This is a genomic window from Streptomyces cyanogenus (genome assembly GCF_017526105.1).
GTDB lineage: Bacteria > Actinomycetota > Actinomycetes > Streptomycetales > Streptomycetaceae > Streptomyces > Streptomyces cyanogenus.
Genome location: NZ_CP071839.1, coordinates 4,127,805 through 4,153,437, shown reverse-complemented (window position 1 = coordinate 4,153,437; position 25,633 = coordinate 4,127,805). Strand labels below are relative to the sequence as shown.

Genomic DNA, 25,633 nt, shown 5'->3' with positions numbered 1-25,633 from the left:
GGAACTGCGCGCCCGGCCGCAACGCACCCGCACCCGGGAGGGGCTCAGCCCCCGACGTACTCCGCGAGGTGTTCACCGGTGATCGTCGACCGCCCCGCGACCAGCTCGGCCGGTGTGCCCTCGAAGACCACGCGGCCGCCGTCGTGGCCGGCGCCGGGGCCGAGGTCGATGATCCAGTCGGCGTGCGCCATGACCGCCTGGTGGTGCTCGACGACGATCACCGACTTGCCGGCGTCGACCAGCCGGTCGAGCAGGCCCAGCAGCTGCTCGACGTCGGCGAGGTGGAGACCGGTGGTCGGCTCGTCCAGGACGTAGACCCCGCCCTTGTCGGCCATGTGCGTGGCCAGCTTCAGCCGCTGCCGCTCACCGCCGGACAGCGTGGTGAGCGGCTGGCCCAGGGTGAGGTACCCGAGCCCCACGTCGGCCATGTTCCGCAGGATCCGGTGGGCGGCCGGCGTACGGGCCTCCCCGTCGCCGAAGAACTCCTCGGCCTCCGTCACCGGCATCGCCAGCACCTCGCTGATGTCCCGGCCGCCCAGCCGGTACTCCAGCACCGAGGAGTCGAACCGCTTGCCCTCGCAGTCCTCACAGGTGGTGGCGACGCCGGCCATCATCGCCAGGTCCGTGTAGATGACCCCGGCGCCGTTGCAGGTGGGGCAGGCGCCCTCGGAGTTGGCGCTGAACAGCGCCGGCTTCACGCCGTTGGCCTTGGCGAACGCCTTGCGGATCGGGTCGAGCAGCCCGGTGTACGTCGCCGGGTTGCTGCGCCGCGAGCCGCGGATCGGCGCCTGGTCGACGGAGACCACGCCCTCGCCGGCCGGGATCGACCCGTGCACCAGCGAGCTCTTGCCGGAGCCGGCGACCCCGGTGACGACCACCAGCACACCGAGCGGGATGTCGACGTCGACGCCCTGGAGGTTGTGCGCCCGCGCGTCGCGGATCTTCAGCGCCCCGGTGGGCCTGCGGACCGTCGCCTTCAGCGCCGCCCGGTCGTCCAGGTGCCGCCCGGTGAGCGTGCCGCCGGCCCGCAGCCCCTCGACGGTGCCCTCGAAGCACACCGTGCCGCCCGCCGTACCGGCGCCCGGGCCGAGGTCCACCACGTGGTCGGCGATCGCGATGACCTCCGGCTTGTGCTCCACGACGAGCACCGTGTTGCCCTTGTCCCGCAGCCGCAGCAGCAGGCCGTTCATCCGCTGGATGTCGTGCGGGTGCAGGCCCGCGGTCGGCTCGTCGAAGACGTACGTGACGTCGGTGAGCGACGAACCGAGGTGGCGGATCATCTTGACGCGCTGCGCCTCACCGCCCGACAGCGTGCCCGCGGGCCGGTCCAGCGACAGATAGCCGAGACCGATCTCCACGAACGAGTCGAGGCTCTGCTGCAGCGAGGCGAGCAGCGGCGCCACCGACGGCTCGTCCAGGGTGCGCACCCATGCGGCCAGGTCCCTGATCTCCATCCGGCAGGCGTCCGCGATGGAGACGTCCCTGATCTTCGAGGTGCGGGCGTGCTCGGCGAGCCGGGTGCCGTCGCAGTCGGGGCAGGTGGCGAAGGTGACCGCACGCTCCACGAACGCCCGGACGTGCGGCTGCATCGCCTCCTTGTCCTTGGACAGGATCGACTTCTGGATGCGCGGGATCAGACCCTCGTAGGTCATGTTGATGCCCGCGATCTTCATCCGGGTCGGTTCGCGGTGCAGGAGGTCGTGCAGTTCCCTCTTCGTGAACTCGCGGATCGGCTTGTCCGGGTCGAAGAAGCCGGACTCCGCGTACAGCCGGGAGTTCCAGCCGCCGCCGGTGTAGCCGGGGACGGTGAAGGCGCCCTCGTTGATCGACTTGCTGTCGTCGTAGAGCTGGGTCAGGTCGAGGTCGGAGACCGAGCCGCGGCCCTCGCAGCGCGGGCACATGCCGCCGACCTTGTTGAAGGTGACCTTCTCCGCCTTCTTGGCGCCGCGCTCCACCTTGATCGCGCCGGACGCCGAGACCGAGGGCACGTTGAAGGCGAACGCCCCGGGCGGGCCGACGTAGGGCGTGCCGAGCCGGCTGAACAGGATGCGCAGCATCGCGTTGGCGTCGGTGGCGGTGCCGACCGTGGAGCGCGGGTCGGCGCCCATCCGCTGCTGGTCGACGCTGATCACGGTGGTCAGACCGTCGAGGACGTCCACCTCGGGCCGCGACAGGTTCGGCATGAAGCCCTGGACGAACGCGCTGTACGTCTCGTTGATCAGCCGCTGCGACTCGGCGGCGATGGTGTCGAACACCAGCGAGCTCTTGCCCGAGCCGGAGACCCCGGTGAACACCGTGAGCCGGCGCTTGGGTATCTCGACGCTGACGTCCTTGAGGTTGTTCTCACGTGCGCCGTGCACACGGATCAGGTCGTGACTGTCGGCGGCGTGCTGTGCGGTGGCGTCGTCCATGCCGGTCACCGTAGCGGCGCTCCCGGCGTGGGCGCTTCTCCATTCCTGACACTTCCTGCACGCTCTTCGCGACGCTTCCCGAACCGGCGACACACTCTTGCAAGCAGGATGCTTGCAATTGTTAGCGCGAGTGGGGCATGGTGGAGGCATGGCATCGCTGAACGTCGGCAATCTCGGTGACTACCTGCGCGAACAGCGGCGGAACGCCCAGCTGTCGCTGCGGCAGCTCGCCGACGCCGCCGGGGTGTCCAACCCGTACCTGAGCCAGATCGAGCGCGGGCTGCGCAAGCCCAGCGCGGAGGTGCTCCAGCAGGTCGCCAAGGCCCTGCGCATCTCCGCCGAGACGCTGTACGTCCGCGCAGGCATCCTCGACGCCGAGCGGGACCGGGACGACGTGGAGACCCGGGCGGTCATCCTCGCCGACCCGTCCCTCAACGAGCGGCAGAAGCAGGTGCTGCTCCAGATCTACGACTCCTTCCGCAAGGAGAACGGATTCCGGGGCACTGAGGACGGGGACGGGACCGCGCACCAGGGGCCCGGCTACGGCGGCCCTACGGCCGGCGCCGGCGATGCCGCAGGAAGTGACACGGACGACGGTCCGCGGCGGACGGCCGGATAAGCCGGACCAGGGCTCCGGACGCCCGCCGCGGACCACACCAACCCAGCCGAACGCGAATCCGATCCGGGAGGACCCTCACCATGGCCATCACCGACGACCTGCGCAAGACCTTCAGCGACCCGACTCCGCTCTACTTCGCCGCGGGCACCGCCAACCTGGCGCTTCAGCAGGCCAAGAAGGTGCCGGCCCTGGTCGAGCAGCTGCGCGCCGAGGCGCCGGCCCGTATCGAAGCCGTACGCCAGACCGACCCGAAGGCCGTGCAGGAGAAGGCCACCGCCCGCGCCAAGGAGGCGCAGGAGACCCTCCAGGCCAAGGTCAACGAGTTCATCGGCACCCTCGACGTCGACCTGAAGAAGCTCGGTGAGACCGCCCAGGACCTCGCCCTGCGCGGTGTCGGCGTCGCCGCCGAGTACGCCGTCAAGGCCCGCGAGACCTACGAGCGGGTCGCCGAGCACGGCGAGCAGGCCGTGAAGACCTGGCGCGGCGAGGCCGCCGAGGAGATCGAGGAACTGGCGATCGTCGTCGAGGGCAAGCCGGAGGCGGTCCAGGTCAAGGACGACGAGCCGAAGCCGGCCGCGGCCGCGGACGAGTCCGCCGCGGACAGGAAGCCCGCGGCGAAGAAGGCGCCGGCCCCGCGCAAGACCACCACTGCCAAGAAGACGGTCCCGCCGGCCAAGTGACCAGGGCGGGCGATACGGGTCCGGGCCGGGCACCTTTGGGGTGTCCGGCCCGTTCTATGGGTACGGTGGCGGCGTAGCAGGACGGGCTATCAACGGGCGGTGGACGGCATGCTGATGTTGGGCTTCGCGGGATTCATGGGCATCCTGAAGATCATTCTGATGGCCCTGGCCGCGTTCGGGCTGTTCGACGCCGCGTTCCGGCGCGAGGACGCCTTCCGCGCGGCCGACAAGCAGAACAAGGTCTTCTGGCTGATCATCCTCGGCATCGCGCTCGTGGTCAGCTACCTGTTCTCGATCCTGTCGATCCTCCCCATCGCCGGCGCGGTCGCGAGCATCGTCTACATCGTCGACGTCCGCCCCGCCCTCCAGCAGGTGGGCGGCGGCCGCGGCTGGGGCCGCCGCCGGGGAAGCAGCAGCGACGGTCCCTACGGCCCGTACAACGGGGGCCGCTAGCGGCATCCCGCCGTGGGGCCGCCTGGCGGTCGCCGGGTGCGTGCGCGGGGGCTCGTTCGCGCAGTTCCCCGTGCCCCTCAGGCCGGCGCACCGCAGCCGGCCCCAAGGGGCGCGGGGCCGTGCTCGGCATGCGGCTCCGCCGCGTGGGCGCGACCAGCCAGGACCTGCCCGCACCCGGCGACGGCGCGTAGACCTCACGGCGGGATCCCGCCCACCGCGGTCCCGCTACCGCGTGCGATCCAGCAGCACCACCGCGACGTCGTCGGTCAGCTCACCCCCGTTGAGGTCCCGCACCTCGCTCACCGCGGCCCGCAGCAGCTCCTCCCCGCGCAGGCCTTCCGAGAGCTGCCGGCGGATCATCTCCAGCATGCCGTCCTGACCGAGCCGCTCCCCGCCCTCACCGACGCGGCCCTCGATCAGGCCGTCGGTGTAGAGCATCAGGCTCCACTCGCGACCCAGCTCCACCTGCATCCGCGGCCAGCGGGCGCCGGGCAGCAGACCGAGCGCGGGGCCGTTGTTGTCGTAGGGCAGCAGCCGCGCCGGGCGGCCCGGGCGGGCGAGCAGCGGGGCCGGGTGGCCGGCCAGGCACAGGCCCGCCCGGCGGCCGTCGGGGGCGATGTCCACCGTGCACAGCGTCGCGAAGATCTCCTCGTCGGCGCGCTCGTGCTCCAGCACCTGCTGCAGGGTGTTCAGCAGCTCGTCCCCGCACAGCCCGGCCAGGGTCAGCGCCCGCCAGGCGATGCGCAGCTCCACGCCGAGCGCGGCCTCGTCCGGGCCGTGCCCGCAGACGTCACCGATCATGGCGTGCACGGTGCCGTCCGGGGTGCGCACGGCGTCGTAGAAGTCGCCGCCGAGCAGCGCCCGGGAGCGGCCCGGGCGGTAGCGGGCGGCGAAGCGCAGCGAGGAGCCCTCCAGCAGCGGGGTCGGCAGCAGGCCGCGCTCCAGGCGGCGGTTCTCCTGCGCGCGCAGCCTGCCCTCGGCGAGCCGCCGCTCGGCCGTGTCGGACCGCTTGCGCTCCACCGCGTACCGGATGGCGCGGCTGAGCAGCCGGCCGTCCAGCTCGTCCCGGAAGAGGTAGTCCTGGGCGCCCACGCGCACGGCCTCGGCGCCGCGCTCGGCGTCGCCGGAGGCGGTCAGCGCGAGCACGGCGTGCCGGGGCGCGAGCTGGAGGACGTGCTTGAGCACGGCCAGCTCGTCGTCGGTGTCGCTGCCGCCCGGCGCCGGGAGTGCCAGGTCGAGCAGGATGCAGTGGACGTCGTCGGTGAGCAGCCGCTCGGCCTCGGTGAGGTTGCGGGCGGTGCGCACGCGGATCGGCTTGCCGGCCGGGTCCAGCAGGTCGGGCACGATCGGCGAGCCGGCCGGATCGTCCTCGATCAGCAGCAGGGTGAGAGTGGCGCCGGCGCCGTTCACGGGCGTGGCGTCGCGGTGGGCCTCTTCCTTGAGGGGGCCGCCGACTGCGCGGGCGGCCTGCGCCTGACCACTCTCCACGGCCGGGATCGCTCTCTGCCGCGGTACGGGTACGGGCATTGTCCTGGGTTCCTTCCCTCCCCCCGAGGGCACGGCGGTGTCGAGGGGTCTCGACCCACCGACCGGGACCATAGCGGCTGGGACCGCCCCGATGGAATGGTGTGAGCCGCGTCGCTCCGGCTCCCGCCGCTGTCATATGCCGCGTTTTGTACCGCAGTTGGACACGGCGGCGGGCCGGAGGGGATGACGAAGCTCACGTCCTGCGGGAGTTTGGGCGGGCGTTGGCCGTGCGGTGGGTCACATGACGCACGTCACCGGGTCCACGGTGCGTATCCCATCAGGCACGCGGCACGGTCGTCACCCTCAGGCGTCCGGTCGTACGACGCCCAGGATCGGCATCGAACCGGCGCCCGTGATCGTCACCGTCCGCCCGGGGCGCGGGGCGTGGATGATCGCGCCGTCGCCGATGTACATCCCGACATGGCTGGCGTCGGAGAAGTAGATGACGAGGTCGCCGGGGCGCATGTCCTTCACGTCGACGCGCTTCAGCTGCCTCCACTGCTCCTGCGAGGTGCGCGGCACCGGGTGCCCGGCCGTCGCCCAGGCCTGGGAGGTCAGGCCCGAGCAGTCGAAGGAGTCCGGACCCTCGGCGCCCCACACGTACGGCTTGCCGAGCTGTTCGGTGGCGTACCGGACGGCCTTCTCGCCCTGCGCGGAGGCCTTGCCGTGGACGTCCTTGAGGACGCCGGTGTCCAGCCAGGCGGTCTGCGCCTTGTCCGCGGCCTCCTGCTCCAGCTGGGCGAGCCGCTCCTTCTCCTTCTTCTCCAGCCGGGACTGGAGTTCCTCGGCCGCGTCGATCTGCTTCTCGACCCTCTTCTTGGCGGCGGCCTTGGCCTTGCGGTTGGCTTCCAGCTTCTGCCACCGGTCGGAGGCGTCGTCGGCGTACTGCTGCAACTCCCGCTGGGTGCGGGCCTTCTCCTCCATCAGCTTCTTCGCCGCCTGCTGGCCCTGGAGCACCCGGCCCGCGTCGTCGAGGAACCGGCCCGGGTCGTCGCTCAGCAGGAACTGGGCGGTGGAGGACAGGCCGCCGGTGCGGTACTGGTCGCGGGCCGCGGCACCCGCCTGGTCCTTGAGCTTCTCCAGCTTCTGCCGGCCCTCGACGATCTTCTTCGCCAGCGCCACGATCTCGGCGGACTGCTTCTTCGCCTTCTCCTCGGCCGCGTTGTAGGCGTCGGTGGCCACGGCCGCGTCGTGGTAGAGCCGGTCCAGCTTCTGCCGGACCTCCTCAAGGCCCTTGTCCGGCGCCGGAGTCGGCGTCGGTGCGGGAGTCGCCGGCGGTGTGGGGGCCGCCTTCTGCGTGGGGGCGGGCGCGACGGAGGCGAACGCCGTGCCGGGCGCCGCGAGGACGGTCACCGCGCAGACCACGGTCAGGGCGGCCGTGAGCAGGCCGCGCTTGCCCGAACGCATACTTCCCCCAAACTGATTTACCGTCAGTAACTTACGGTCGCCTGAGGGATCGTGCCACGGCCGCGCGCAAAGCGACAGAGGCCGTCGGAAACCGGATTTCCCCCGCTCACCGCCGGATACGACGATCTCCTCGCCGGTGTGACGAACGACGCACGGGGATCGTTCCGTCTCCGGCGGCACGAACGGGTGATGTCCCGATGGGTGATGTCCCGATGGGTGATGCCCGGGCGGGGTCAGTTCGGGCTCTGTCCGCCTCGGGGTGCCAACGCGCCCCAGTCCACCGTCACTTCGCCCTGCCGCCAGCGGGCCGGGGAATCCGCCACCGGCCAGTCGGCCGTCAGGTCCCGTACCGCGCGCATCCAGCGCTGCCGGGCGCCGTAGGCCGCGTACGGCGCGGCGGCGGCCCAGGCGCGGTCGAAGTCGCGGAGGAAGGCGTGTACCGGCTCACCCGGGACGTTGCGGTGGATCAGCGCCTTCGGCAGGCGTTCGGCGAGGTCGGAGGGGCGGTCCAGGGAGCCGAGACGGGTGGCGAAGGTGACCGTGCGCGGGCCCTCGGGGCCGAGCGCCACCCACACGTGCCGCCGCCCGATCTCGTCGCAGGTCCCCTCCACCAGCAGCCCGCCCGGCGCGAGCCGCCCGCACAGCTGCCGCCACACCGCGGCGACCTCGTCCTCGTCGTACTGGCGCAGGACGTTCGCCGCGCGGATCAGCAGCGGCCGCTCGGGGATGGGCACCTCGAAGCCGCCGTGCCGGAAGACCAGGCCCTCGCGGGCGTACGGCCGGGCCGCGGCGACCCGGGCGGGTTCGATCTCGATGCCCACCACACGCGCGCGGGGCGCTGCCGCGCGGAGCCGGGTCAGCAGTTCCACGGCGGTCCAGGGCGCGGCGCCGTAGCCCAGGTCGACGGCCACCGGATCGCTCGCGCGCCGCAGCGCCGCGCCGTGCACGGCCGCGATCCAGCGGTCCATGCGGCGCAGCCGGTTGGGGTTGGTCGTCCCGCGCGTCACCGTCCCCACGACGGCGGTCCCCTTGCTCGAACGAAGCCGAGAGTGGGGGAGGGAGGTGGTGCGGGCTGCCATGCGTACGAGGGTAAGCGCCCCGCGGGCCACCCCGCCGACGCCCTCGGTATTCGAACCGTTGATCGATCAAGGGTAATGATTGGGCAAAGCCGGTTCCACGGGAAATGCCCGGGCACCCGGTCGCTGTTGGACCCCCTTGGAGGGCGAGGTGGGCCCTCGGCAGGCATGCCCGCAGCAAGGAGGAACGCCACGTGAGCCAGTACGTCAGCAGGCTCGGGCGACGCTCCCCGTCGGCCGGCGCGCGGCTCAGGCTGCACCGCAGGCCCCGCCGGGTGGCCATGCTCTCCGTGCACACCTCCCCGCTCCACCAGCCCGGCACCGGCGACGCCGGCGGCATGAACGTCTACATCGTGGAGCTGGCCCAGCGGCTGGCCGCGATCAACATCGAGGTCGAGATCTTCACCCGGGCCACGGCCGGCGGCCTTCCCCCCTCGGTCGAGCTGGCCCCCGGCGTCCTCGTCCGGCACGTCGACGCGGGCCCCTACGAGGGCCTGGCCAAGGAGGACCTCCCCGCCCAGCTGTGCGCCTTCACGCACGGCGTCATGCAGGCGTGGGCCGGCCACCGCCCCGGCCACTACGACCTCGTCCACTCGCACTACTGGCTCTCCGGCCACGTCGGCTGGCTCGCCGCCCAGCGCTGGGGCGTGCCCCTGGTGCACGCCATGCACACCATGGCCAAGGTCAAGAACGCCAACCTGGCCGACGGCGACACCCCCGAGCCCGCCGCCCGCGTCATCGGCGAGACCCAGATAGTGGCCGCCGCCGACCGGCTCATCGCCAACACCGCCGAGGAGGCCGACGAGCTGGTACGGCACTACGCGGCCGACCCCGCCAAGGTCGCCGTGGTCCACCCCGGCGTCAACCTCGACCGCTTCCGCACCGCCGACGGCCGGGCCGCCGCCCGGGCCCGCCTCGGCCTCCCGCAGGACGCCCTGATCCCGCTCTTCGCGGGCCGCATACAGCCCCTGAAGGCGCCGGACGTCCTGCTGCGCGCCGTGGCGGTCCTGCTGGACGAGCGCCCCGACCTGCGCTCCCGCATCCTCGTCCCGGTCGTCGGCGGCCCCAGCGGCAGCGGGCTCACCAAGCCGGAGGGCCTGCAGAAGCTCGCGGCCCGGCTGGGCATCGCCGACGTCGTACGGTTCCGCCCGCCGGTCGGCCAGGAGCAGCTGGCGGACTGGTTCCGGGCCGCGTCCGTGCTGGTCATGCCGTCGTACAGCGAGTCCTTCGGCCTGGTCGCGGTCGAGGCGCAGGCGGCCGGCACCCCGGTCCTCGCGGCCTCCGTCGGCGGTCTGCCGGTGGCCGTGCGCGACGGTGAGACCGGCTTCCTCGTCGAGGGCCACGATCCGGCCGACTACGCGCGCGTGCTGCGCCGTTTCGCCGACCAGCCGGACCTCGCCCCGCGCATGGGCGAGGCCGCGGCCCGGCACGCCCGGTCGTTCGGCTGGGACACGGCCGCCGCCGCCACCGCCGACGTCTACACGGCCGCGACCCAGTCCCACCGCCGTCGCGTACGCTCCCACCATGGGTGACGTGGAGAAGGCCGGGCAGGTCCTGGAGGGCGTCTTCAAGGACGCGGAACTGGAGTGGGAGAACCCCGAGCCCGGGAACTACGTGGTCAGGCTCCCCGGCAGCAAGAAGCTGTCCACCACGGTGTCCTTCCTCGTCGGCCGCCACTCGCTGTCGCTGAACGCCTTCGTCATCCGCCACCCCGACGAGAACGAGACCGGCGTCCACCGCTGGCTGCTGGAGCGCAACCTCAAGCTGTACGGCGTGAGTTACGCCGTCGACCGCCACGGCGACGTCTACGTCACCTCCCGGCTGCCCCTCGCCTCCGTCACCCCGGAGGAGGTCGACCGCCTCCTGGGCCAGGTCCTGGAAGCGGCCGACGGCGCTTTCAACACTCTGCTGGAGCTGGGCTTCGCCTCCTCCATCCGCAAGGAGTACGCCTGGCGGGTCTCGCGCGGCGAGTCCACGCGGAACCTGGAGGCGTTCAGGCACCTGATCGACCGCCCGGCGGACTGACGCCCGGCCGAGCGGTGGTTCAGGACGGGTCCGGCTCCGGCCTTCCGCTGCCGCGGTGGTCCAGTTGGTCGGCGAACGCCCGCAGTGCGTCGGCCAGTTCCTTCTTGGTCGGCAGCTTGTCGACCTTCTTGTCGAGTTCCGAGATGCGCCGGTTGAGCTCCTGCAGGTCCACCGGTGGGGAGGACGGGGGCGTGGTCGGGCTCGGCTGGCCGTCGTCGCCGCCGGCCGTGCTGCCGCCGTCCGCGGCACCGGCGACGCTGCCGTCGGAGGTGCTGCCGGCGGTGCTGCCGCCGTCGGTGGTGCCACCGTCGGAGAGCCCGCCGGTGCTGCCCGAGCCGGCGACGTCGCCGCCGGACGAGTCCCCGGTTGGCTCGGTGCTGGTCACGCCCCGCCCGGGGCGGGAGCCGTCCGAGGGAGCCGCCAGGGCCACGCCGACGCCGAGGGCGACGACGACCGCCGCACCCACGACCGCGACCGACAGGCGCCGGAGCGGCAGGGAAGAGGTCTTGCTGGATGCATCGCGCGGAGTCTGGGGTTCCTGTGCCTTCTCTGTGTCATCCATGGGGTGAGGTTAACCAGGTGTGATCACCGGACGGGGGTCTTCCGCAGAGAGACCTGCCCTACGAGGCCCGGCGCGTACCGCCCCGATAGCGCCCCGGCGTCACCCCGACCAACTTCTTGAAGTGCCGGGTGAGATGAGCCTGGTCGTAGAACCCGGCCGCCGGGGCCGCTTCGCCCGGCGGGAGCCCGTCGAGCAGCAGCCGCCGGGCCCGCCCGACCCGCCGGGACATCAGGTACTGGTGCGGGGCGATGCCGTACGCGCCGCTGAACGCCCGGACGAGATGCGCCGGGTGGGCGTGCAGCAGCCGGCCCGCCTCCTCCAGCGAGATCCCCTCGACGACCCGCGCGTCCAGCAACTCCCGTAGCTCACCGGCGAGTACGGGATCCACGAGCCGTCGCTGCCGGGGCCGCCGGCGCAGGTGGTCCCGCAGCCGCTCCGCGACGAGGGTCAGCCTGCTCTCCGCCTCCAGTTCGTCGCCGGGCCGGGCGAGGGCGGAGTGCAACTGCCCGACGCGCCGCCGGAGTACGGGGTCCCGCAGATCGGGGGAGTCCACGGCCGGCCCGATGAACTCCTCCCCGAGCCGGCTGCCGTCCAGGTAGACCACCCGCTTCCGGAAGCCCCCCGGCGTGGCCGGCGACCCGTTGTGCGGCACGTGCGGCGGCAGCAGCGACACGGTGTCGTGCGGGGTGCCGTGCTCGTGCCGGTCGAGGTCGTACCGTACGGCCCCATCGTCCACGATCAGCAGCGTCCAGGCGTCGTGGACGTGCATCGGATAGGCGTACTCGGTGAAGCGGGCGTGGAAGACCTCGGTGACGCCCGGGACCCGGGGACGCCACGCGGTGACTTCCTGCCCGGCGGCCATGCAAGGAACGTACAAGACGCGGCCGTGCTCCAGCGGAGAGTCTCACTCCATGAACACGAACGCCGAACCGACCACCGAGCCGAGCGCCGGCCCGGGTGCCGCCCCCGCCCGCTTCGACACGAAGATCGCCGTCCTGCTGCGCGAGGACCTGGAGCCCTGGCAGCGGCTGAACGTGACCGCGTTCCTGGTCAGCGGCCTGGGCACCACGGCCCCCGAGGTGATCGGCGCCCCGTACGAGGACGCGGACGGAGTGCCGTACCTGCCCATGTTCCGCCAGCCGGTACTGGTCTTCGAGGGCACGAAGGAGACCCTGAGGGCGGCCCACGGCAGGGCACTGGCCCGCGTCCTGCCGCGCGCGGTGTTCACGGCGGACCTGTTCGCCACGGGTCACGACCGCGACAACCGCGCGGCCGTCCGCGCCGTCCCGACGGCCGGCCTGGACCTGGTGGGCCTGGCGGTGTACGGCCCCCGGAACGGCGTGGACAAGGTGCTGAAGGGGGCGCGGATGCACCCGTGACGGTGGACCGGTGACCCGGTGGGTTGGACCGGTGAGCCTCAGCCGAACATGCCGGGCACGTAGTCGCCGGCGGGCTGCTGGACGATGACGTTCGCGCGGTTGTACGCGTTGATCAGCGCGATGAGGGCGACCAGGGCGGCGAGCTGGTCCTCGTCGTAGTGCTTGGCGGCGTTCGCCCAGACCTCGTCCGGCACCCCGCCGGCCGCGTCGGCGATCCGGGTCCCCTGCTCCGTCAGCTCCAGCGCGGCCCGCTCGGCGTCACTGAACACGGTGGCCTCCCGCCAGGCGGCGACCAGGTTCAGCCGGGTCTGCGTCTCCCCGTGGTGCAGGGCGTCCTTGGTGTGCATGTCGGTGCAGAACCCGCACCCGTTGATCTGACTGGCCCGGAGCTTCACCAGCTCCTGCGTGGCCGCGGGCAGCGTGGACTCCGCGAGCACCTTCCCGGCCGCGTTGAAGTGCTTGAACAGCTTGCCGGCGAAGGGGTTGGTGTGAAGGTTGAGCCGAGCGTCCATGGTGGGCTCCTGGGTGGTTGTGGCTGCTTACACCTCACTGACGGACGGGCCGCCGAGGATGTGACACGGACAGATGTGACCTGGCTCACCCCTCTTCCTGCATTGGCACCACCCCCGTCACCGGGTCGTGGGACAGCCCCACCGCCCGCCAGGACGGACCGCGGCCCCCGTGTGACGATCACATCAGGCAACAGGACGACTCCCGTTCGTCACCCGCGCCGCCAGGAGGATCCTTTGACGCACCGCACCTCGTACCGCCTGCTCGGCGCTGCCGCGGCGCTGGCCGCAGGCGCCACCGCCCTGCTCGGCACCGGCGCCGGCACCGCCGCAGCGTCCGAAAGAGCCCACTGCGAACGCGCCGAACGCCCGATATGGAGCGAGGGACCCAGCCGCAACGTCACCGCGCGCGGCTGCGACATCCCGGACCAGGACCACCGCTGGTACGTCATCGACATCGACACCCTCGTACAGCCACGCCACAAGAACGACTACCTGGGCGAGGACCTCGACGGCACCAGCACCCTGCACGACAAGACCATCAGATGCCTGGGCTACACGCGGGACGACCACACGGTGAACTGGTTCGGCTGCGTACCCGACCTGACCTGACGGCTCCGGGACCGGCACCCTTCCGTCCCGGTGCCGGCCGGTCCGCAGCCGTGGGCGGACCGCCGAGGGCGCTTGGTGCCGCCGCCCGGGAAAACCGCTGTCCGGGCGGCGGCGCCCGCTGATAGACATCCGGCGTGGAAAAGACTCCGGAGCTCCCCGTTCTCCTGCGGCTGATCGACGAACGGTCGACCGCCTTCCGTGCCGCGGTCGCCTCCGCGTCCAGCCTCGACGAGCAGGTGCCGACCTGCCCCGAGTGGACGCTGTTCGATCTGGTGCGGCACCTGGGCGGGGGACAGCGCTACTGGGCCGCCACCGTCGCCGCGGGGCCCGCCGGCACTCGCCTGCCGAAAACGCCTCCGGAAACGCCCCGGGAGCGCGAGGCCCTGCTGGCCTGGTCGGCCGAGTCGGCCAAGCGCCTGCTGAGCGCGCTGCGGGAGGCCGGCCCGGACCGCGGTTGCTGGACGTGGTGGGGGCCGTCGGAGTCCCCGCAGACCTCCGGCGCCGTCGCCCGGCACCAGGTCCATGAGGCCGCGGTGCACACCTACGACGCCCAGACCACCCTGGGCGCCCCGCAGCCGCTGCCGGACGAGGTGGCACTCGACGGTGTCGAGGAGTTCCTGTCCACCAGCTGCGCGTGGAAGGGCTTCTGGCCGCACAAGCCCGCCGCCGTCGACTTCCACGCCACCGAGGGCCGCTCGTGGCGCCTCACGCTCACCGCCGACGGCGCCCGCAGCACCCGTCTCACCCCGTCCGCCCCCGCTGCCGTGGACGACCCGGACGCGGCCACCGCCTCCGCGCGCGCCACGGCCCGCGACCTGGTCCTCGCCCTGCACGGCCGCATCCCGCTGGACTCCCTCACCCTCACCGGCGACCGAGCCCTCTTCGACCGGCTCCAGGCCTGGGATCCGGAGGGCTAGCACGGCCGGAGGGCCCATGTCGGGTCGGACGGCCGAGCCGAGGCGGCGGTGACGTGCACAAGCGGAACGGCTCGTACGAGTAGTGCGATGATCTCTCACTGACTACTGTGAACCCTCCGACGGCGGACGGCTGTTCACTGATTCGCCCTCGCCGACCGGCGTTTGACCGCCGCCGCTCGTCCCGCACGAGGACGCCTCCATGGCGGGACGGCGCGTCGCGGGACGACAACTCGTGCCCCGGCCGTGAGGTGTTCGCGGTGCCGGAACGAGCGGTGCGCGTGCCGCCAAGGCCGCAGAGGCCAGAAAGTGAGCAGACAGATGCAACCGACGTTCGTACTGGTTCACGGAGCTTTCGCGAACTCCTTCTGCTTCGCGCCGCTCCAGGCCGAACTCGGCCTCCTCGGACACCGCTCCGTCGCCGTCGACCTTCCGGGGCACGGATTCGCCGCGACGTACCCGCGGGCCTACCAGGCGCCGCAGGACCTCGAGGCGCTCGCCACCACGCCCGGGGCGATCAAGGGAGTAACCCTCGCCGACAACGCCGCGCACCTCATCGGGATACTGGAACGGGCCAAGCGGAACGGGCCCGTCATCCTCGTCTCGCACAGCCGCGGCGGCGTGACGGCCACCGCCGCGGCCAACCGGCGGCCCGACCTGATCGACCGCATCGTCTACGTCTCCGCCTGGTGCCCCGTCGACCTCGACGTCAGCGCCTACTACGCCGAACCCGAGATGGCCACGGTCGACACCACGGGGCTGGCCTCGGCCATGGTCGGTAACCCGGCCGAACTCGGGCTGCTGCGCGCCAACTTCCGCACCGCCGCGCCCGCCGTCCTCGCGGCTTTCAAGGCGGCCTTCCTCGCCGACGGTACGGACGAGGAGTTCATGGTCTTCCTCAACACGCTCCAGCCCGACGAGAACCTCGACGCCGGCACGTCCGAAGACCGGGCGCAGGCCGGCACCTGGGGGCGGATCCCCAAGACGTACGTCCGGCTGACCGAGGACACCAGCGTGCCGCTCGCCATGCAGGACCGGATGATCCGCGAGGGAAACGCGCTGACACCGCAGAACCCCTACGACGTCCGCACCCTCACCAGCAGCCACCTGAAGTGGCTGGTCGCCCCGGCCCCGGCGGCCCGACTCCTGAGCGAACTCGCCACCCTCCCCCTCCCACCCGCCGGATCCTGACCGGAGCCACACGCTCCCGCTTCCTGCCGGCGCGCGCCCAGTTCCCCGTGGACCAACCTGCCGGCCTCGCCGTATGGCTTCCTCAGGGGGACGTGCCACCTACCCCGAAGCCGCTCAGTACGGCACTGTGTCTCCGACCGTCTGCGTCACTCATAGGGGGATCGGCCTTGTGGGAGCAGTTGCCTGCCTTGGTCGGCGTTGTCGTAGGAGCCGTCGGCTCCTACGTGGCGGCCAGCCTCACGGAACGGAACCGGTGGCGACGGGCCAGAACCGAACGCTGGGATCAGAAGAGGCTGGACACCTACACATCCTATGCAAACGCCTTGAAGCATCAGATCAACATTGCGCAGCGCTTAGGGGCAGCAAGGGGATTCCAGCACGCTGTGGACCCGCTGGATCCGGAACAGGGCCTCACCCAGCTCGCCGAGGCCGAGGCGCGGCGTGCAGCCGAGTGGGAATCCGTCCTGCTCGTCGGGGATGCCGAGACCATAGGGGCGGCTCGCAAGTGGCACGAGGCCGTGTGGAACGTCGAACTCTATGCTCGAGGCCTGAAGGACGACCTTGCCGGTTGGGAGAGAGCGGTTCGGCAGATGAGCCGAGCACGTGACGACTTCTACGCTCTCGCACGCCGTGACCTGGGCATCTCGGGGCCTCCCCCACCGTCCGGCAACTGGCCCCGCGTCTGGCAGCAGCAGGACGAGACGGGCTGAGAGTGATCTGCGGTGACGTCGACCAGGTGGTTGGGTTTTGTCCCGAACCAGCCGGGACGGGGTAACCAACCCGGACGAATATCCGTGGCACCTGGTCCTCGGTGCGGTCGAGGGGATCGTCGCCGGACGGTAGCCAATGGAGCTCCCTGACTGCGAGAAACCCATAGGCAAGGAGCCTGATCGAAGCGAGTCGGCCCTGGGTCTTGCCGGGATCTTGGTGACCTGCGTTTTCGCTGCTCAGAAATGGTGGGCTCGTGCGCGGTGGTCGTCATCGGTCGTCTTTGGTTGCCGAGCGACCGCCTCTGCAGATCAGCGACGCCCAAGCCGGGCCCCTGCAGGAAGATGAGCCGTGTGAGCAGAACGAGTGAGCATGGAGCCACCATCGCGTGTCTGTGGCAGGAACATCTGGACGCGCCCTTCCCCGCCAGACTGCGTGGAGCGGAGCCGGGCGGCATCGACATCGTGCTGCTCGACGCGACCGTCGCCGGATGCGTGTCCGCCCGGCAGAACAAGGGTGGGTGCCTCGACGCGGAGCGAAACCGGATCCTGCGCGATTGCGTCGCAGACCTGGACCAGGTCCTGGCCTCGACGACCGAAGCGGAAGAACTTCGGTACTTCCGACGCCTGCGGCGGCTGGCCGCCCTCGCATCGGACTCCGGTCCTCGATCTACCAACTGAAACGACGTCTTGGAGGGGCCTGAGCGGGAGATCGCGTGGCTCCATTCCAGGCGATCAAGGATGGAACACCCCAAACAGCTGCTAACTTCTGGGTGTCGACTGGCCACAGTCAGGCACGGCAACGCGGCTGGGCGACGGGCGAGTCCGATAGGGGGATCCGATGCCTGCGGCGGCGACGTTGTACGCGGATGCATTAGAACTGCTCGGGCAATTGGGGCTCGTGCTGCTTGGCCTCGTCGGGGCTTTCGTGCTGTTCCTCCTTCTCCTCCACTTCCTGTCGGGCGAGCGGACCAGCCGTAGGGTGCGTGCCCAACAGAGAGCGCGCGACGAGGCCTGGAAGAGGCGGGACGAGGAGGCGCAGCGTAAGCGGGTCGAACGCGAGCTGCAGTGTGCCCGCGAGTTGCGCGCCGACCCCAAGTGGCCAGATGCAGTCCTGGACCACTACCTGAGGTGGCTCCACGGTTCACCGACGGACGAGTGGACTGTCCGGGCGTTCCAGGGGCTGCAGCTCAGAGAGGCGGAGGTAGGGGAAGCGCGCGAGAGGGCGCGCCGCGAAGGCCTGGCGGTGCACGATGGACGCCGTTGGCGGCTCACCAGCCGCGGACGCCGCATCTTCGAAGAGTACGCGGGAGACAGGAAGCGCATGAACGAGGCAGAGAAGAAGCGGAACCAGCCGAGCATCAGGATCGACGCGCGTGGAGCCGGCACGGTCGCGCACACGATCGAGGGTGGGGTTCACGGAACCACCGTGAACAATGCGGCGCCGAGCAGTCCGACGGCGAAAGAATTGGACTTGCCTGCTGTGCTGCAACTGATGGAACAGTTGCGCGCGGCTCTCTCCGAAGCCGACGGCCTGTCGGATCTGACTCGACGGCGGGCCGCAGGCGATCTCGGTGAAGTGGACCGTGAATTGAGGGCTCCCGAGGACGAGCGGGATCCGAGCCGCGTCCGCGGAGCCCTTGAGCGTCTTCGTACCTCGTTTGTCGGCGTAGACGGGCTCGTGCAGGTGGTGAATCAGCTCTCGGATCATCTCCGTGTCTGGTTCCATTCCTGAGAGCGCCCCTCTTGAACAGATGCGCAGGCGTGGGCCGTCCGACCCCGGCCTGACTCCGCGGGTGTACGCACACCTCATGCCGTCCAGCCAGGAGCGCACCCGAAAAGCCGTGGCTGCCGTCTTCCAGGGCGCATACGCTCCCGTTCGCTGAGGCGGGAGGGCGAGATGTCCGACGAGGAGTCCACCGGGTACGACACGCTGCTCTGCGACGACCCGTCCCACGAGGTGGTGCTCCTCGACTGCGGGCCCCGCGAGACGGATGTGATCCTGGCAGTGCGCAAGGTGACCGGGCAGAGCTTGTGGCACAGCCGGGTCCTGGCGCGCCGAGCGCCCGTCACCCTCGTCGGGGGTCTGTCTGCGTACAGGGCCCAGTCCGCTGTCGCCGTGCTCCTGAGCGCCGGCGCCAGAGCGGAGTGGAGACAGGAGCCGGAGCCCGGAGAGCGCACGGCGCCATCGCCCTGACGGCCCAGAGGCAGCGAAAAGCCCCCTGCCCATGGAGAAACCGCAGGCAAGGGGCTTGATCAAACAGGGCTACTTCTTCTTGCCCTGGGTCTTGTCGGGGATCTTGGTGAGCTGGGTTTTCCCTGCTCAGGAGCGGTGGGCTCGTGCGCCTGGTGGTCGTCGTTGGTCGTCATTGGCTGCTGTTGAGCGCCCTCGGACGGCCCAGAGACGGCCCAGCTTCAGCGCGCTCGGCTGACGGCCAGCACCCTCGATGCGCTCAGTCTGAACCTCAGCCGACGACAGCCAGCCACGACGATGGGTCAGCCGCCCGTGCAGGCACGCGTGTGCCTCGCTGTGCCCCCGCCGGCCTTAGCCACGCTGTCGACCGTCGAACAGCACAAGCCGCTACTACGGAAGCGGATACGTGACACCTTGCGTGATGACCTCTTCGTCCCGAAGCAACTTGGATAAGCGGTTGACCTTGGGTCGGTGTGCCTCTCACCTGCCGTGACGGTCCACGGACGTCCGCGGTTGTCCGCCGCTGTGCGTCGGCGTTGTCACGCAGTTAGACACGCAGACGAGTCCGGTGCTAGCGGGCGTTGGGCCTACGTTGGCCGCTCGCTGACCTCACACTTTTTGGCGCTTGAGAACACTTGCGGCTAGGTCGTCGACAGACCGACGGAGCTCTCGATCCGACAGTGAATCCTTGGGGCCGAACCGCTCAACGTAGAGCGTTGCTCCATCACCTACATCAACGGTGAGCTGAGCTTTCCAGGCATCGCCGTACAGGACTTGGCGGGCAGCGGCACGCCCCTCGATCAGCAACGGCTCTGCCTTCTCTGGGAGTACGTCTGTACCATCCACCGTCTGCTGCAAGGACTCTGTGGTGGGGTAGAAGGCGACCACGAACCCGGCTGGTTCAGCCGCGTCGTCCTGTGTCATCAGCAGATAGCAGGAGGCGCCACCCTTCTCCTCAGCCATCGGAGATGCCTCTCTAATACTGAGCTGCTGTTGCATCGCACCGCTCACGAGTTTGCAGACGGTCTTCTTGCTGACCCCGGCCATGATCGGAGCGTCTCCAGGCGCCGAGGCGCTTGTAGACCCAGATGAGTGCGCAATGGCGTAGCCGAGGCCGGCGCCGACAGCAAGAGAGAGCACTGCGGTGAGGACCAGCATGCTCTTTGCAGGGTCACGACGGCGCTTCGTGAGAGCCGAAGCCGCTTCCTTGGGGGAGCCCACGACTGAGCCACTGTCGGGAGTTGAGGTGTCCTCGCTGGCCATGGCGAGATCATCACACCGGCGCCTTGGCCGCTGTGGTGATGATGCTTGATCGTTACGAGACGAGCGGCGAGCCATCAGCTTGGGAAGCTGAGAGCATTTGGAAGGCTTCGGGGTGCTGAGCTGGGCTGATGCCCACGACGAGGTCTCATCGGCCGCAGCCACTTCCACCGTGGTTCCCCGCTGTTCCCCGCTCTATCTGGTGCGCTTTTGGTGCGTCGGTCCTGTCCTGGCCTGGTGCCGTCGACTCGCCGACTCCGCCGTACAGATCGGCACGGAGACGCTCCTTGGCCGCTCAAGGCGCGGGCCGTAACCGGGCATGTGGGCGAGTGGAAGCCATACGGTCGCTGATGAAGGACCCGTCTGAACGGCACGTACCTGAATGAGACGGTAACTGAGACGACCCGGAGCGGGACTTTCTGCACGTCGGGGTTCAGTGATCGACATGGTCGTGCCCCGCCGGTCCCTCGATAGTGGTGCCAGCTCATCGCACGCTGGCCCCGATCCGTGTCTCCAGGCCTAGCTGTGCACGATCTTGTCCTCCTTGCTCAGGCCACAGCACCGGCGAAGAAGAGCTGATCATTTTTCGTGCGAAGAGGGTGCGAAGCACTCATGACTGGCTACCATGACGCATCTAGGCTTTGAGCACAGGGGGACGAGGCATGTCTGCGTCAAAGTATGAAATCGGATTCGACGTAATCTCAGACTTGGCGGCCTCTGATGACGGCTCTAGGGGGCGTAACGAGGCGACCACGCGCATGCATCTTATTGATCGCATTGTTTTTGACGCTTTGCAATGGCCCAAGGATCAATGTACGCCCGAAGAAAGCCATGGCGGCTTGTATGCCGACTATGTTCTCGGCCTGCCTAAGCGACAGGTGATTTGGGAGGCTAAGAAGGAAGGCGTCTATTTCGAACTGCCAGTAGAAGCCAAAACGAGAGAAGTATCACTCCCTTCTCTAGCGCGGAATAATGGAAACCTCGACGCCGCCCTCAAGCAAGTGGGCGGGTACTGCACTAGTCGAGGAATTCCGGTAGCCGTAGCCAGTAATGGGCACCAACTAGTTGCTTTTATCGGAAGTCGCATCGACGGCGTTCCGCCGACTCAAGGGCGCGCAATCATTTTTCGCAGCCTCGCCGAAATGAGGGACGACTTCCAGACGCTCTGGAACTGCCTATCTTATCCCGCGATCGAGCGTAGGCATCTTGAGAGTCGTGTCACTAAGGAGGCATTGGCACCACCTCCGGAGAAACTATCCAGCCGACTTTTGCGTTATCCGGGAGTCAAAAGGAGGAATGAACTCGAACACGAACTCAGGACTCTTGGTGAGATTTTTCTGCAGGATCTTGTAAAAGACGAAGATTTCAAAGATGAGTTCATCGAAAAATGCTACTGCAGCAGTGGCGCTCTCTCTCAGTACGCACTAATCAGCAAGGAGATTCTTAAAAACCGCTACGCCGCGTCCGGCCAGGGAATGAAAAAGACTGTCACCTCGGCGAGTGACAAAAAGGGGGTTTCGAAGGATCTTCTCAATGCGGTGCTGGCAAAGAGTGTAACGAAGAGACCCGTAATTCTCCTCGGGGATGTCGGTGTCGGCAAAACCAGCTTTATTAAGAATCTGGTATCGGTCGAGGCGAGTGAAGAGCTAAAGCGGGGAATCGTTCTCTACGTGGACTTCGGCAGAGAGCCAGCCTTGCGCACCGACCTGCAAAACTACGTACTGGATTCTTTCGAGCGTCAGCTTCGCGAAGATCATCAGGTAAATCTCGCAAGCGATACTTTTGTTCGCGGTATTTACCATGGAGACTTGCTCGCTCTGCGAGACGGCATTTACGGGTTCCTGCGCGAGGAGGACCCAGTGGCCTATCGTCTCAAGGAGGTGGAACTCCTCGCAGCGAAGATCGAAAATAAGAGCGGACATCTCAAAAAGGCTATCGAGCACCTTACTTCTGGCGAGCGTAGAACCGTCGTCATCTTCTTGGATAATATTGATCAGAGGCAAGATGACTTCCAGGAAGAAGTGTTCCTAATCGCTCAGAGCATGGCCGAGACTTGGCCAGTCACTTGCTTCGTTACTTTGCGGCCTTCCACCTACAACAAGAGCCGGAGACAGGGCTCTCTTAGCGCGTATCAGAACCGCGTTTTCACCATCTCGCCCCCACGCATCGACTTGGTGGTGCAAAAGCGACTTGAGTTCGCGCTAGAGCAGTTGCGCGACGGAGGGCTAACTCTGTCAGGGGAGGGCGTATCCGTCGAAAGTCACATGCTGCGCGAATACATTGAGGTAATCGTCGACTCGATCGATCGCAATTCCTCTCTTGCGGAGTGCATCGATAACGTTAGTGCGGGCAACGTCCGAGATGCTCTCGACTTGCTGACGATTTTTGTTGGTAGTGGCCATGTGGATACTGGAAAAATCCTCGAAATCAAGATCAGAACTGGTAAGTACTATATTCCACTGCATGAGTTCCTTCGTGCGGTGATCTATGGCGACAATGAGCACTATTCTCCGGATAATTCTTTCGTTGCGAACATGTTCGACGTAATCTCGTTGAATAGCTCAGAACATTTCCTCATGCCTCACATGATTGATTACTGCTTGAGGTCATCTCAAAGCCCTAAATCTGAGGCGGGCTATGTTTTGCAGAATGATGTTTTCTCTTATCTGCAGTCGCTGGGATACCGGGACTTGCAGATCAGTTCTGCCTTTGCTCGCGCAGAAAGATCGAAACTCTGTGACTTCGCGATGACGGACGAGGAGGCGCCAACTCGGCTCCGAATTACGCAGAGGGGCGCCTATATTCTGAGGAAGCTGGTCACGGAATTCGTCTATGTTGATGCCGTAGTGGTTGATACACCTATCCTCGATGAGGGATTCAGGGAGATCATCACTGATGTCTGGTACATCGAAGATAGACTAGACAGGGCGGCTCACTTTGTAGGCTATTTGGATACCAGTTGGGAAGAGGCACCTCGCCCTGAAGGCGGTTTCGATTGGCCTTCTGTCTCCTCTGCGTTGAGTCGCAGTATTGAGGAAGTACGCAGAAGAATCGATGCCAGGAGGCGGGAAGACTAGAACGGCAAGGTCGGCGTAGCGGCTTTGGGGTGGCGCTGCTTTGGCGCGAGTGATCATGGCCCCGTAAGCTTCCGGCGCGTCGGGCAGTCTGTGGACCTGCCCGGTAAAGCACGACGTTGGGGCCATGATCTGCGAGGCTCGCGCCAAAGTGGCTCCGTAAAGCCGTGGAGCCGACCGCCCCAGCCACGACGTACCTCTTCTCTGGCATCAGGCTGCTGATTGCCATGAGCGCGGCACGGGCGCCGGCCGGGCTGGAGCGCGGCGGAGACAGGAGCGCAGGCCCGGCCGGGGGCCGGGCCGCGCGCGGTGAGCGGAGCGAGCCGCCTTGAACCGGTAGAGAAAGTTGTAACTCAGTTTGTCCGGCGGGGCTTGTCCGGTCCCGGTAGATGCTTGACACTTCGATCCCAGCTGATGCTTGACGGTGGCCGTGATCGGTCTTTCTGTGCACGTCGTTGCGGCGTGTGTGGGGAGGCCGGGATTGGCGCTGGTGGAGTTGTCGGTTGTCGAACAGAGATACCGGGCTGTCCTGGCGGTGCTGGCGGGCGCGACGGTGACCGAGGTCGCCGCGTCGCTGGGGGTGTCCCGGCAGACGGTCAGCGGCTGGAAGTCGAGGTATGAGGCTTCGGGTCTGGCGGGTCTGGCTGACCGGTCGCATAGGCCGGCGTCGTGTCCGCATCAGGCTTCTGCCGAGGTCGAGGCGGCGGTGTGTGAGCTGCGGCGCAAGCACCCGAAGTGGGGTCCGCGGCGGATCGCTCATGTGCTGGAGCGGTCCGGGACAGTCACGCCGGTGCCGTCGCGGATGACCGTGTATCGGATCCTGGTCCGTCACGGGCTGGTGGAGCCGGGGGTGCGGCGCCGGAAGCGGTCGGATTACAAGCGCTGGCAGCGGGACCGGCCGATGCAGCTGTGGCAGATGGACATCGTCGGCGGCGTGATGCTGGTCAACCCGGTCACCGGCGAGCTGACCGAGGCGAAGGTCGTGACCGGGGTGGACGACCATTCCCGGTACTGCGTGATCGCGTCGGTGGTCGAGAGGGCGACCGGACGGGCGGTCTGCTCAGCGTTCGTCCGGGCCTTGCAGGCGTTCGGGGTGCCGGAGGAGGTGCTGACCGACAACGGCAAGCAGTTCACCGACCGGTTCGGGCAGGGCGGTGAGGTGCTGTTCGACCGGATCTGCCGGGAGAACGGGATCGCGCACCGCCTCACTCAGCCGGCATCCCCGACCACGACGGGCAAGGTCGAGCGGTTCCATCAGACACTGCGGCGTGAGCTCCTCGACGACTGCGGCGCTTTCGAGAACATCGAGCAGGCTCAGGCGGCACTGGATGCGTGGGTGGAGGAATACAACTCCGACCGGCCGCATCAGGCGCTGGACATGCAGTCCCCGGGAGACCGGTTCACCCCGGTTGCGGAACAGGAACGGGAGGTCCTGGGCCTGAAGATCCCCGGAGTGCTCGCGCTGGTGCCGCAGCAGCGGACATCCCCAGCAGACCCGGATCTGGAGCTGGCTGGGGCTGAAGCCTCCGAGGTTCCTGCCGCCCTGCCTGAGGTGCCGGCAGCGGTGCAGGTGAACGAGGGTGGACCGGTGGAGTTCGAGCGGGTGGTGCCTGCGAGCGGGAATCTGCAGGTCGCGGGCAAGCAGTTCTGGCTGGGTCCGACCCGCTCAGGGCTGACGGTGACCTTCTGGGCCGACACCTCGGTGATCCATCTGCTGATCGCGGGGGCGCGGATCAAGACCGTGCGGTCGCATCTGTCGGTGGCGGATCTGGGACGGCTGGCGGCCCGGGGCGGGCGTCCGGCGGGGCCGGTCCCGCTGCCGGGCGGTGACGGGGCGGCGTTCGAGGTGGACCGGGTGGTGAACAACAGCGGTCTGGTCGCTCTGGGCGGGCACCAGGTGCTGGCGGCGGAGATCCTCGGCGGCCGCCAGGTGGGCATCCGCGTCGACGGCGAGACGCTGTCGTTCTTCGACCTGTCCTCGCGACAGCTGCTGCGGGTGCGGCCCAACCCGCTGACCAGCGAGGAAGTCCGCAGGCTGCGGGGCCTGCGTCCGGCCGGACCGCCGCCACGGCCCGGCGTCGAGCCGGTGCGGGTGCAGCGGCGGGTCAGCGCGGTCGGCACGGTCATGGTCTGCCGGCAGGTCGTCTCCCTCGGCCGCCCCTATGCAGGGCAGACCGTGACCGTCCACGTGTCCGACGCGACGATCAGCGTTGAGCTGGATGGCCAGGTCCGGGTGATCCGCCGCACGACCGACGTCCCGATCCGTAACGTGAAAGCGAACAAGCCCCACGGGGCTCCCTACGTTGTCTAGGCCCACCGTCAAGCATCACCCGGGACAGAAACGTCAGGCATCAGCTGGGATCCGACACTGTCCGGCGGAGCTTGAAGTCGTACGCGCACGTCGGAAGTTCAAGCACCTGACGGTGGGCGAGTGGCAGGAAGAGCACTGGTCGGATCGTCCAGGTGATGCGGGTCTTGGCGTGTGTCACGGACACCGTGCACGGCTCGGAGCGCAACAGGGCTCGTCGGGTCTCGATGCGGCCCTCGTACAGCCACTCCCACGCCTCGTCCGAGGCGTCCGCGTCCAGCGCCGGGGAGACCGTGCGGAGCGCGACCGCTACCCAACGGTCCGCCTGGGGTGCCGAGTAGGCGTCGAACGATGCCAGCAGTGCCGGCCCCCGCTGCTCGGTCAGGTGCTCGGTCCAGCACTCGCACCAGTAGCCGTACCGCGCCGTGTTCGTCAGCGTTGGCGGTCGTTGCGTGTCGTCAGGAAGAGCCAGGGCGTCGTTCTGCACAGTCCGAGTCACCGGGCAGCCGTCCTTCCGGCCCGGCAGTTCGGGCACTCGCAGGACGGGAAGGCGCTTGTGAACGGTGGTGGCCCTTCGAGGGGTGGGACGCTCACCGTGCCGCACTCCTGGGTCACGGCGCCGTAGCGGTTCACCCGGTACACCCTGATGGTCATCTTGGCGGTCGGCGGGTCGTCCTGGGGCGGGCATGTAGCGTTCGTCATGTCGACGCTCCTTCGCAGCGTTG

25 protein-coding genes are annotated in these 25,633 nt (G+C 68.6%); 15 read left to right on the top strand and 10 right to left on the bottom strand.

Translation table 11 applies throughout. The annotated features are described in order from the left end of the window. Positions 1–44: 44 nt before the first annotated feature. Positions 45–2,411: an ATP-binding cassette domain-containing protein gene (locus S1361_RS18655; protein WP_208032966.1), complete on the bottom strand. Its 2,367-nt coding sequence runs from the start codon at positions 2,409–2,411 to the stop codon at positions 45–47. A 148-nt stretch (positions 2,412–2,559) separates the two neighbouring features. Between S1361_RS18655 and S1361_RS18650 the strand changes: the two genes are divergently transcribed. The 3 genes from S1361_RS18650 to S1361_RS18640 all read left to right on the top strand — a co-directional run bounded on the left by S1361_RS18650 (position 2,560) and on the right by S1361_RS18640 (position 4,163). After that, the gene (locus tag S1361_RS18650; protein WP_208032965.1) at positions 2,560–3,030 is read left to right on the top strand and encodes a helix-turn-helix domain-containing protein; all 471 of its coding nucleotides are present in this window, start codon (positions 2,560–2,562) and stop codon (positions 3,028–3,030) included. Between the two features lie 80 nt (positions 3,031–3,110). Beyond that, a complete protein-coding gene (locus S1361_RS18645; RefSeq protein WP_208032964.1) occupies positions 3,111–3,710 on the top strand; it encodes a hypothetical protein in 600 nt (199 codons plus the stop codon). Positions 3,711–3,818: 108 nt separating this feature from the next. Then, positions 3,819–4,163: a DUF2516 family protein gene (locus tag S1361_RS18640; RefSeq protein WP_208036667.1), complete on the top strand. Its 345-nt coding sequence runs from the start codon at positions 3,819–3,821 to the stop codon at positions 4,161–4,163. A gap of 225 nt (positions 4,164–4,388) precedes the next feature. Here S1361_RS18640 and S1361_RS18635 read toward each other — a convergent pair whose 3' ends face one another. The 3 genes from S1361_RS18635 to S1361_RS18625 form a co-directional block, all read right to left on the bottom strand. Next, positions 4,389–5,690 carry a PP2C family protein-serine/threonine phosphatase gene (locus S1361_RS18635; RefSeq protein WP_208032963.1) on the bottom strand — a complete coding sequence of 434 codons (1,302 nt, stop codon included), beginning with the start codon at positions 5,688–5,690 and terminating at the stop codon, positions 4,389–4,391. 303 nt (positions 5,691–5,993) lie between these two features. Further along, the gene (locus S1361_RS18630; RefSeq protein ID WP_208032962.1) at positions 5,994–7,097 is read right to left on the bottom strand and encodes a C40 family peptidase; all 1,104 of its coding nucleotides are present in this window, start codon (positions 7,095–7,097) and stop codon (positions 5,994–5,996) included. A 233-nt stretch (positions 7,098–7,330) separates the two neighbouring features. Then, positions 7,331–8,176 (bottom strand): class I SAM-dependent methyltransferase, encoded by an 846-nt coding sequence (locus S1361_RS18625; protein ID WP_425086835.1) that lies wholly within the window; start codon positions 8,174–8,176, stop codon positions 7,331–7,333. A 191-nt stretch (positions 8,177–8,367) separates the two neighbouring features. Between S1361_RS18625 and mshA the strand changes: the two genes are divergently transcribed. Next, positions 8,368–9,705: a D-inositol-3-phosphate glycosyltransferase gene (gene mshA, locus S1361_RS18620; protein ID WP_208032961.1), complete on the top strand. Its 1,338-nt coding sequence runs from the start codon at positions 8,368–8,370 to the stop codon at positions 9,703–9,705. Continuing rightward, on the top strand, positions 9,698–10,198 hold the full coding sequence (locus tag S1361_RS18615) for a type III secretion system chaperone family protein (RefSeq protein WP_208032960.1): 501 nt from the start codon (positions 9,698–9,700) through the stop codon (positions 10,196–10,198). The genes mshA and S1361_RS18615 overlap by 8 nt, the downstream gene beginning before the upstream one ends. Positions 10,199–10,217: 19 nt before the next feature. Here the strand turns inward: S1361_RS18615 and S1361_RS18610 are convergent, their stop codons facing one another. Together S1361_RS18610 and S1361_RS18605 are read right to left on the bottom strand one after the other, a co-directional pair. Beyond that, the gene (locus tag S1361_RS18610; RefSeq protein ID WP_243769217.1) at positions 10,218–10,760 is read right to left on the bottom strand and encodes a hypothetical protein; all 543 of its coding nucleotides are present in this window, start codon (positions 10,758–10,760) and stop codon (positions 10,218–10,220) included. Positions 10,761–10,818: 58 nt separating this feature from the next. Then, positions 10,819–11,622 carry a helix-turn-helix transcriptional regulator gene (locus tag S1361_RS18605; RefSeq protein WP_208032959.1) on the bottom strand — a complete coding sequence of 268 codons (804 nt, stop codon included), beginning with the start codon at positions 11,620–11,622 and terminating at the stop codon, positions 10,819–10,821. A 49-nt stretch (positions 11,623–11,671) separates the two neighbouring features. On the opposite strand from S1361_RS18605, the gene S1361_RS18600 reads away from it, so the two are divergent. Further along, entirely contained in the window at positions 11,672–12,139 is a 468-nt protein-coding gene (locus S1361_RS18600) for a DUF2000 domain-containing protein (protein WP_243769216.1), read from the top strand. Between the two features lie 38 nt (positions 12,140–12,177). On the opposite strand, the gene S1361_RS18595 is transcribed toward S1361_RS18600, so the two are convergent. After that, positions 12,178–12,651: a carboxymuconolactone decarboxylase family protein gene (locus S1361_RS18595; RefSeq protein WP_208032957.1), complete on the bottom strand. Its 474-nt coding sequence runs from the start codon at positions 12,649–12,651 to the stop codon at positions 12,178–12,180. A gap of 234 nt (positions 12,652–12,885) precedes the next feature. Between S1361_RS18595 and S1361_RS18590 the strand changes: the two genes are divergently transcribed. The 7 genes from S1361_RS18590 (at position 12,886) to S1361_RS18560 (ending at position 18,269) form a co-directional block, all read left to right on the top strand. Continuing rightward, positions 12,886–13,260: a hypothetical protein gene (locus S1361_RS18590; RefSeq protein WP_208032956.1), complete on the top strand. Its 375-nt coding sequence runs from the start codon at positions 12,886–12,888 to the stop codon at positions 13,258–13,260. A 134-nt stretch (positions 13,261–13,394) separates the two neighbouring features. Next, the gene (locus tag S1361_RS18585; protein WP_208032955.1) at positions 13,395–14,177 is read left to right on the top strand and encodes a maleylpyruvate isomerase family mycothiol-dependent enzyme; all 783 of its coding nucleotides are present in this window, start codon (positions 13,395–13,397) and stop codon (positions 14,175–14,177) included. Between the two features lie 318 nt (positions 14,178–14,495). Beyond that, positions 14,496–15,365 (top strand): alpha/beta hydrolase, encoded by an 870-nt coding sequence (locus tag S1361_RS18580; RefSeq protein ID WP_208032954.1) that lies wholly within the window; start codon positions 14,496–14,498, stop codon positions 15,363–15,365. Between the two features lie 323 nt (positions 15,366–15,688). Then, positions 15,689–16,075: a hypothetical protein gene (locus tag S1361_RS18575; RefSeq protein ID WP_243769215.1), complete on the top strand. Its 387-nt coding sequence runs from the start codon at positions 15,689–15,691 to the stop codon at positions 16,073–16,075. Between the two features lie 351 nt (positions 16,076–16,426). Continuing rightward, positions 16,427–16,753, top strand: a complete 327-nt coding sequence (locus tag S1361_RS18570; protein ID WP_243769214.1) for a hypothetical protein — start codon at positions 16,427–16,429, stop codon at positions 16,751–16,753. 160 nt (positions 16,754–16,913) lie between these two features. Further along, positions 16,914–17,807 (top strand): hypothetical protein, encoded by an 894-nt coding sequence (locus S1361_RS18565; RefSeq protein WP_208032951.1) that lies wholly within the window; start codon positions 16,914–16,916, stop codon positions 17,805–17,807. 165 nt (positions 17,808–17,972) lie between these two features. Beyond that, positions 17,973–18,269, top strand: a complete 297-nt coding sequence (locus S1361_RS18560) for a ribosomal protein L7/L12 (RefSeq protein ID WP_208032950.1) — start codon at positions 17,973–17,975, stop codon at positions 18,267–18,269. A 606-nt stretch (positions 18,270–18,875) separates the two neighbouring features. Here S1361_RS18560 and S1361_RS18555 read toward each other — a convergent pair. Beyond that, positions 18,876–19,529 carry a hypothetical protein gene (locus S1361_RS18555; protein ID WP_208032949.1) on the bottom strand — a complete coding sequence of 218 codons (654 nt, stop codon included), beginning with the start codon at positions 19,527–19,529 and terminating at the stop codon, positions 18,876–18,878. Between the two features lie 659 nt (positions 19,530–20,188). On the opposite strand from S1361_RS18555, the gene S1361_RS18550 reads away from it, so the two are divergent. Next, positions 20,189–22,603: a hypothetical protein gene (locus S1361_RS18550; RefSeq protein WP_208032948.1), complete on the top strand. Its 2,415-nt coding sequence runs from the start codon at positions 20,189–20,191 to the stop codon at positions 22,601–22,603. A gap of 493 nt (positions 22,604–23,096) precedes the next feature. Beyond that, entirely contained in the window at positions 23,097–24,911 is a 1,815-nt protein-coding gene (locus S1361_RS18545) for an IS481 family transposase (protein ID WP_425088032.1), read from the top strand. A 40-nt stretch (positions 24,912–24,951) separates the two neighbouring features. On the opposite strand, the gene S1361_RS18540 is transcribed toward S1361_RS18545, so the two are convergent. Both S1361_RS18540 and S1361_RS18535 read right to left on the bottom strand, forming a co-directional pair. Continuing rightward, entirely contained in the window at positions 24,952–25,344 is a 393-nt protein-coding gene (locus S1361_RS18540; RefSeq protein WP_208036664.1) for a hypothetical protein, read from the bottom strand. Between the two features lie 59 nt (positions 25,345–25,403). Beyond that, the gene (locus tag S1361_RS18535) at positions 25,404–25,610 is read right to left on the bottom strand and encodes a hypothetical protein (RefSeq protein WP_208032946.1); all 207 of its coding nucleotides are present in this window, start codon (positions 25,608–25,610) and stop codon (positions 25,404–25,406) included. Positions 25,611–25,633: the final 23 nt, after the last annotated feature.

Coding starts and splice junctions, on each gene's coding strand:
- S1361_RS18655 (WP_208032966.1), bottom strand. CDS start 2,411: ATGGACGACGCCACCGCACAGCACGCCGCCGACAGTCACGACCTGATC.
- S1361_RS18650 (WP_208032965.1), top strand. CDS start 2,560: ATGGCATCGCTGAACGTCGGCAATCTCGGTGACTACCTGCGCGAACAG.
- S1361_RS18645 (WP_208032964.1), top strand. CDS start 3,111: ATGGCCATCACCGACGACCTGCGCAAGACCTTCAGCGACCCGACTCCG.
- S1361_RS18640 (WP_208036667.1), top strand. CDS start 3,819: ATGCTGATGTTGGGCTTCGCGGGATTCATGGGCATCCTGAAGATCATT.
- S1361_RS18635 (WP_208032963.1), bottom strand. CDS start 5,690: ATGCCCGTACCCGTACCGCGGCAGAGAGCGATCCCGGCCGTGGAGAGT.
- S1361_RS18630 (WP_208032962.1), bottom strand. CDS start 7,097: ATGCGTTCGGGCAAGCGCGGCCTGCTCACGGCCGCCCTGACCGTGGTC.
- S1361_RS18625 (WP_425086835.1), bottom strand. CDS start 8,176: ATGGCAGCCCGCACCACCTCCCTCCCCCACTCTCGGCTTCGTTCGAGC.
- S1361_RS18615 (WP_208032960.1), top strand. CDS start 9,698: ATGGGTGACGTGGAGAAGGCCGGGCAGGTCCTGGAGGGCGTCTTCAAG.
- S1361_RS18610 (WP_243769217.1), bottom strand. CDS start 10,760: ATGGATGACACAGAGAAGGCACAGGAACCCCAGACTCCGCGCGATGCA.
- S1361_RS18605 (WP_208032959.1), bottom strand. CDS start 11,622: ATGGCCGCCGGGCAGGAAGTCACCGCGTGGCGTCCCCGGGTCCCGGGC.
- S1361_RS18600 (WP_243769216.1), top strand. CDS start 11,672: ATGAACACGAACGCCGAACCGACCACCGAGCCGAGCGCCGGCCCGGGT.
- S1361_RS18595 (WP_208032957.1), bottom strand. CDS start 12,651: ATGGACGCTCGGCTCAACCTTCACACCAACCCCTTCGCCGGCAAGCTG.
- S1361_RS18580 (WP_208032954.1), top strand. CDS start 14,496: ATGCAACCGACGTTCGTACTGGTTCACGGAGCTTTCGCGAACTCCTTC.
- S1361_RS18565 (WP_208032951.1), top strand. CDS start 16,914: ATGCCTGCGGCGGCGACGTTGTACGCGGATGCATTAGAACTGCTCGGG.
- S1361_RS18560 (WP_208032950.1), top strand. CDS start 17,973: ATGTCCGACGAGGAGTCCACCGGGTACGACACGCTGCTCTGCGACGAC.
- S1361_RS18555 (WP_208032949.1), bottom strand. CDS start 19,529: ATGGCCAGCGAGGACACCTCAACTCCCGACAGTGGCTCAGTCGTGGGC.
- S1361_RS18550 (WP_208032948.1), top strand. CDS start 20,189: ATGTCTGCGTCAAAGTATGAAATCGGATTCGACGTAATCTCAGACTTG.
- S1361_RS18535 (WP_208032946.1), bottom strand. CDS start 25,610: ATGACGAACGCTACATGCCCGCCCCAGGACGACCCGCCGACCGCCAAG.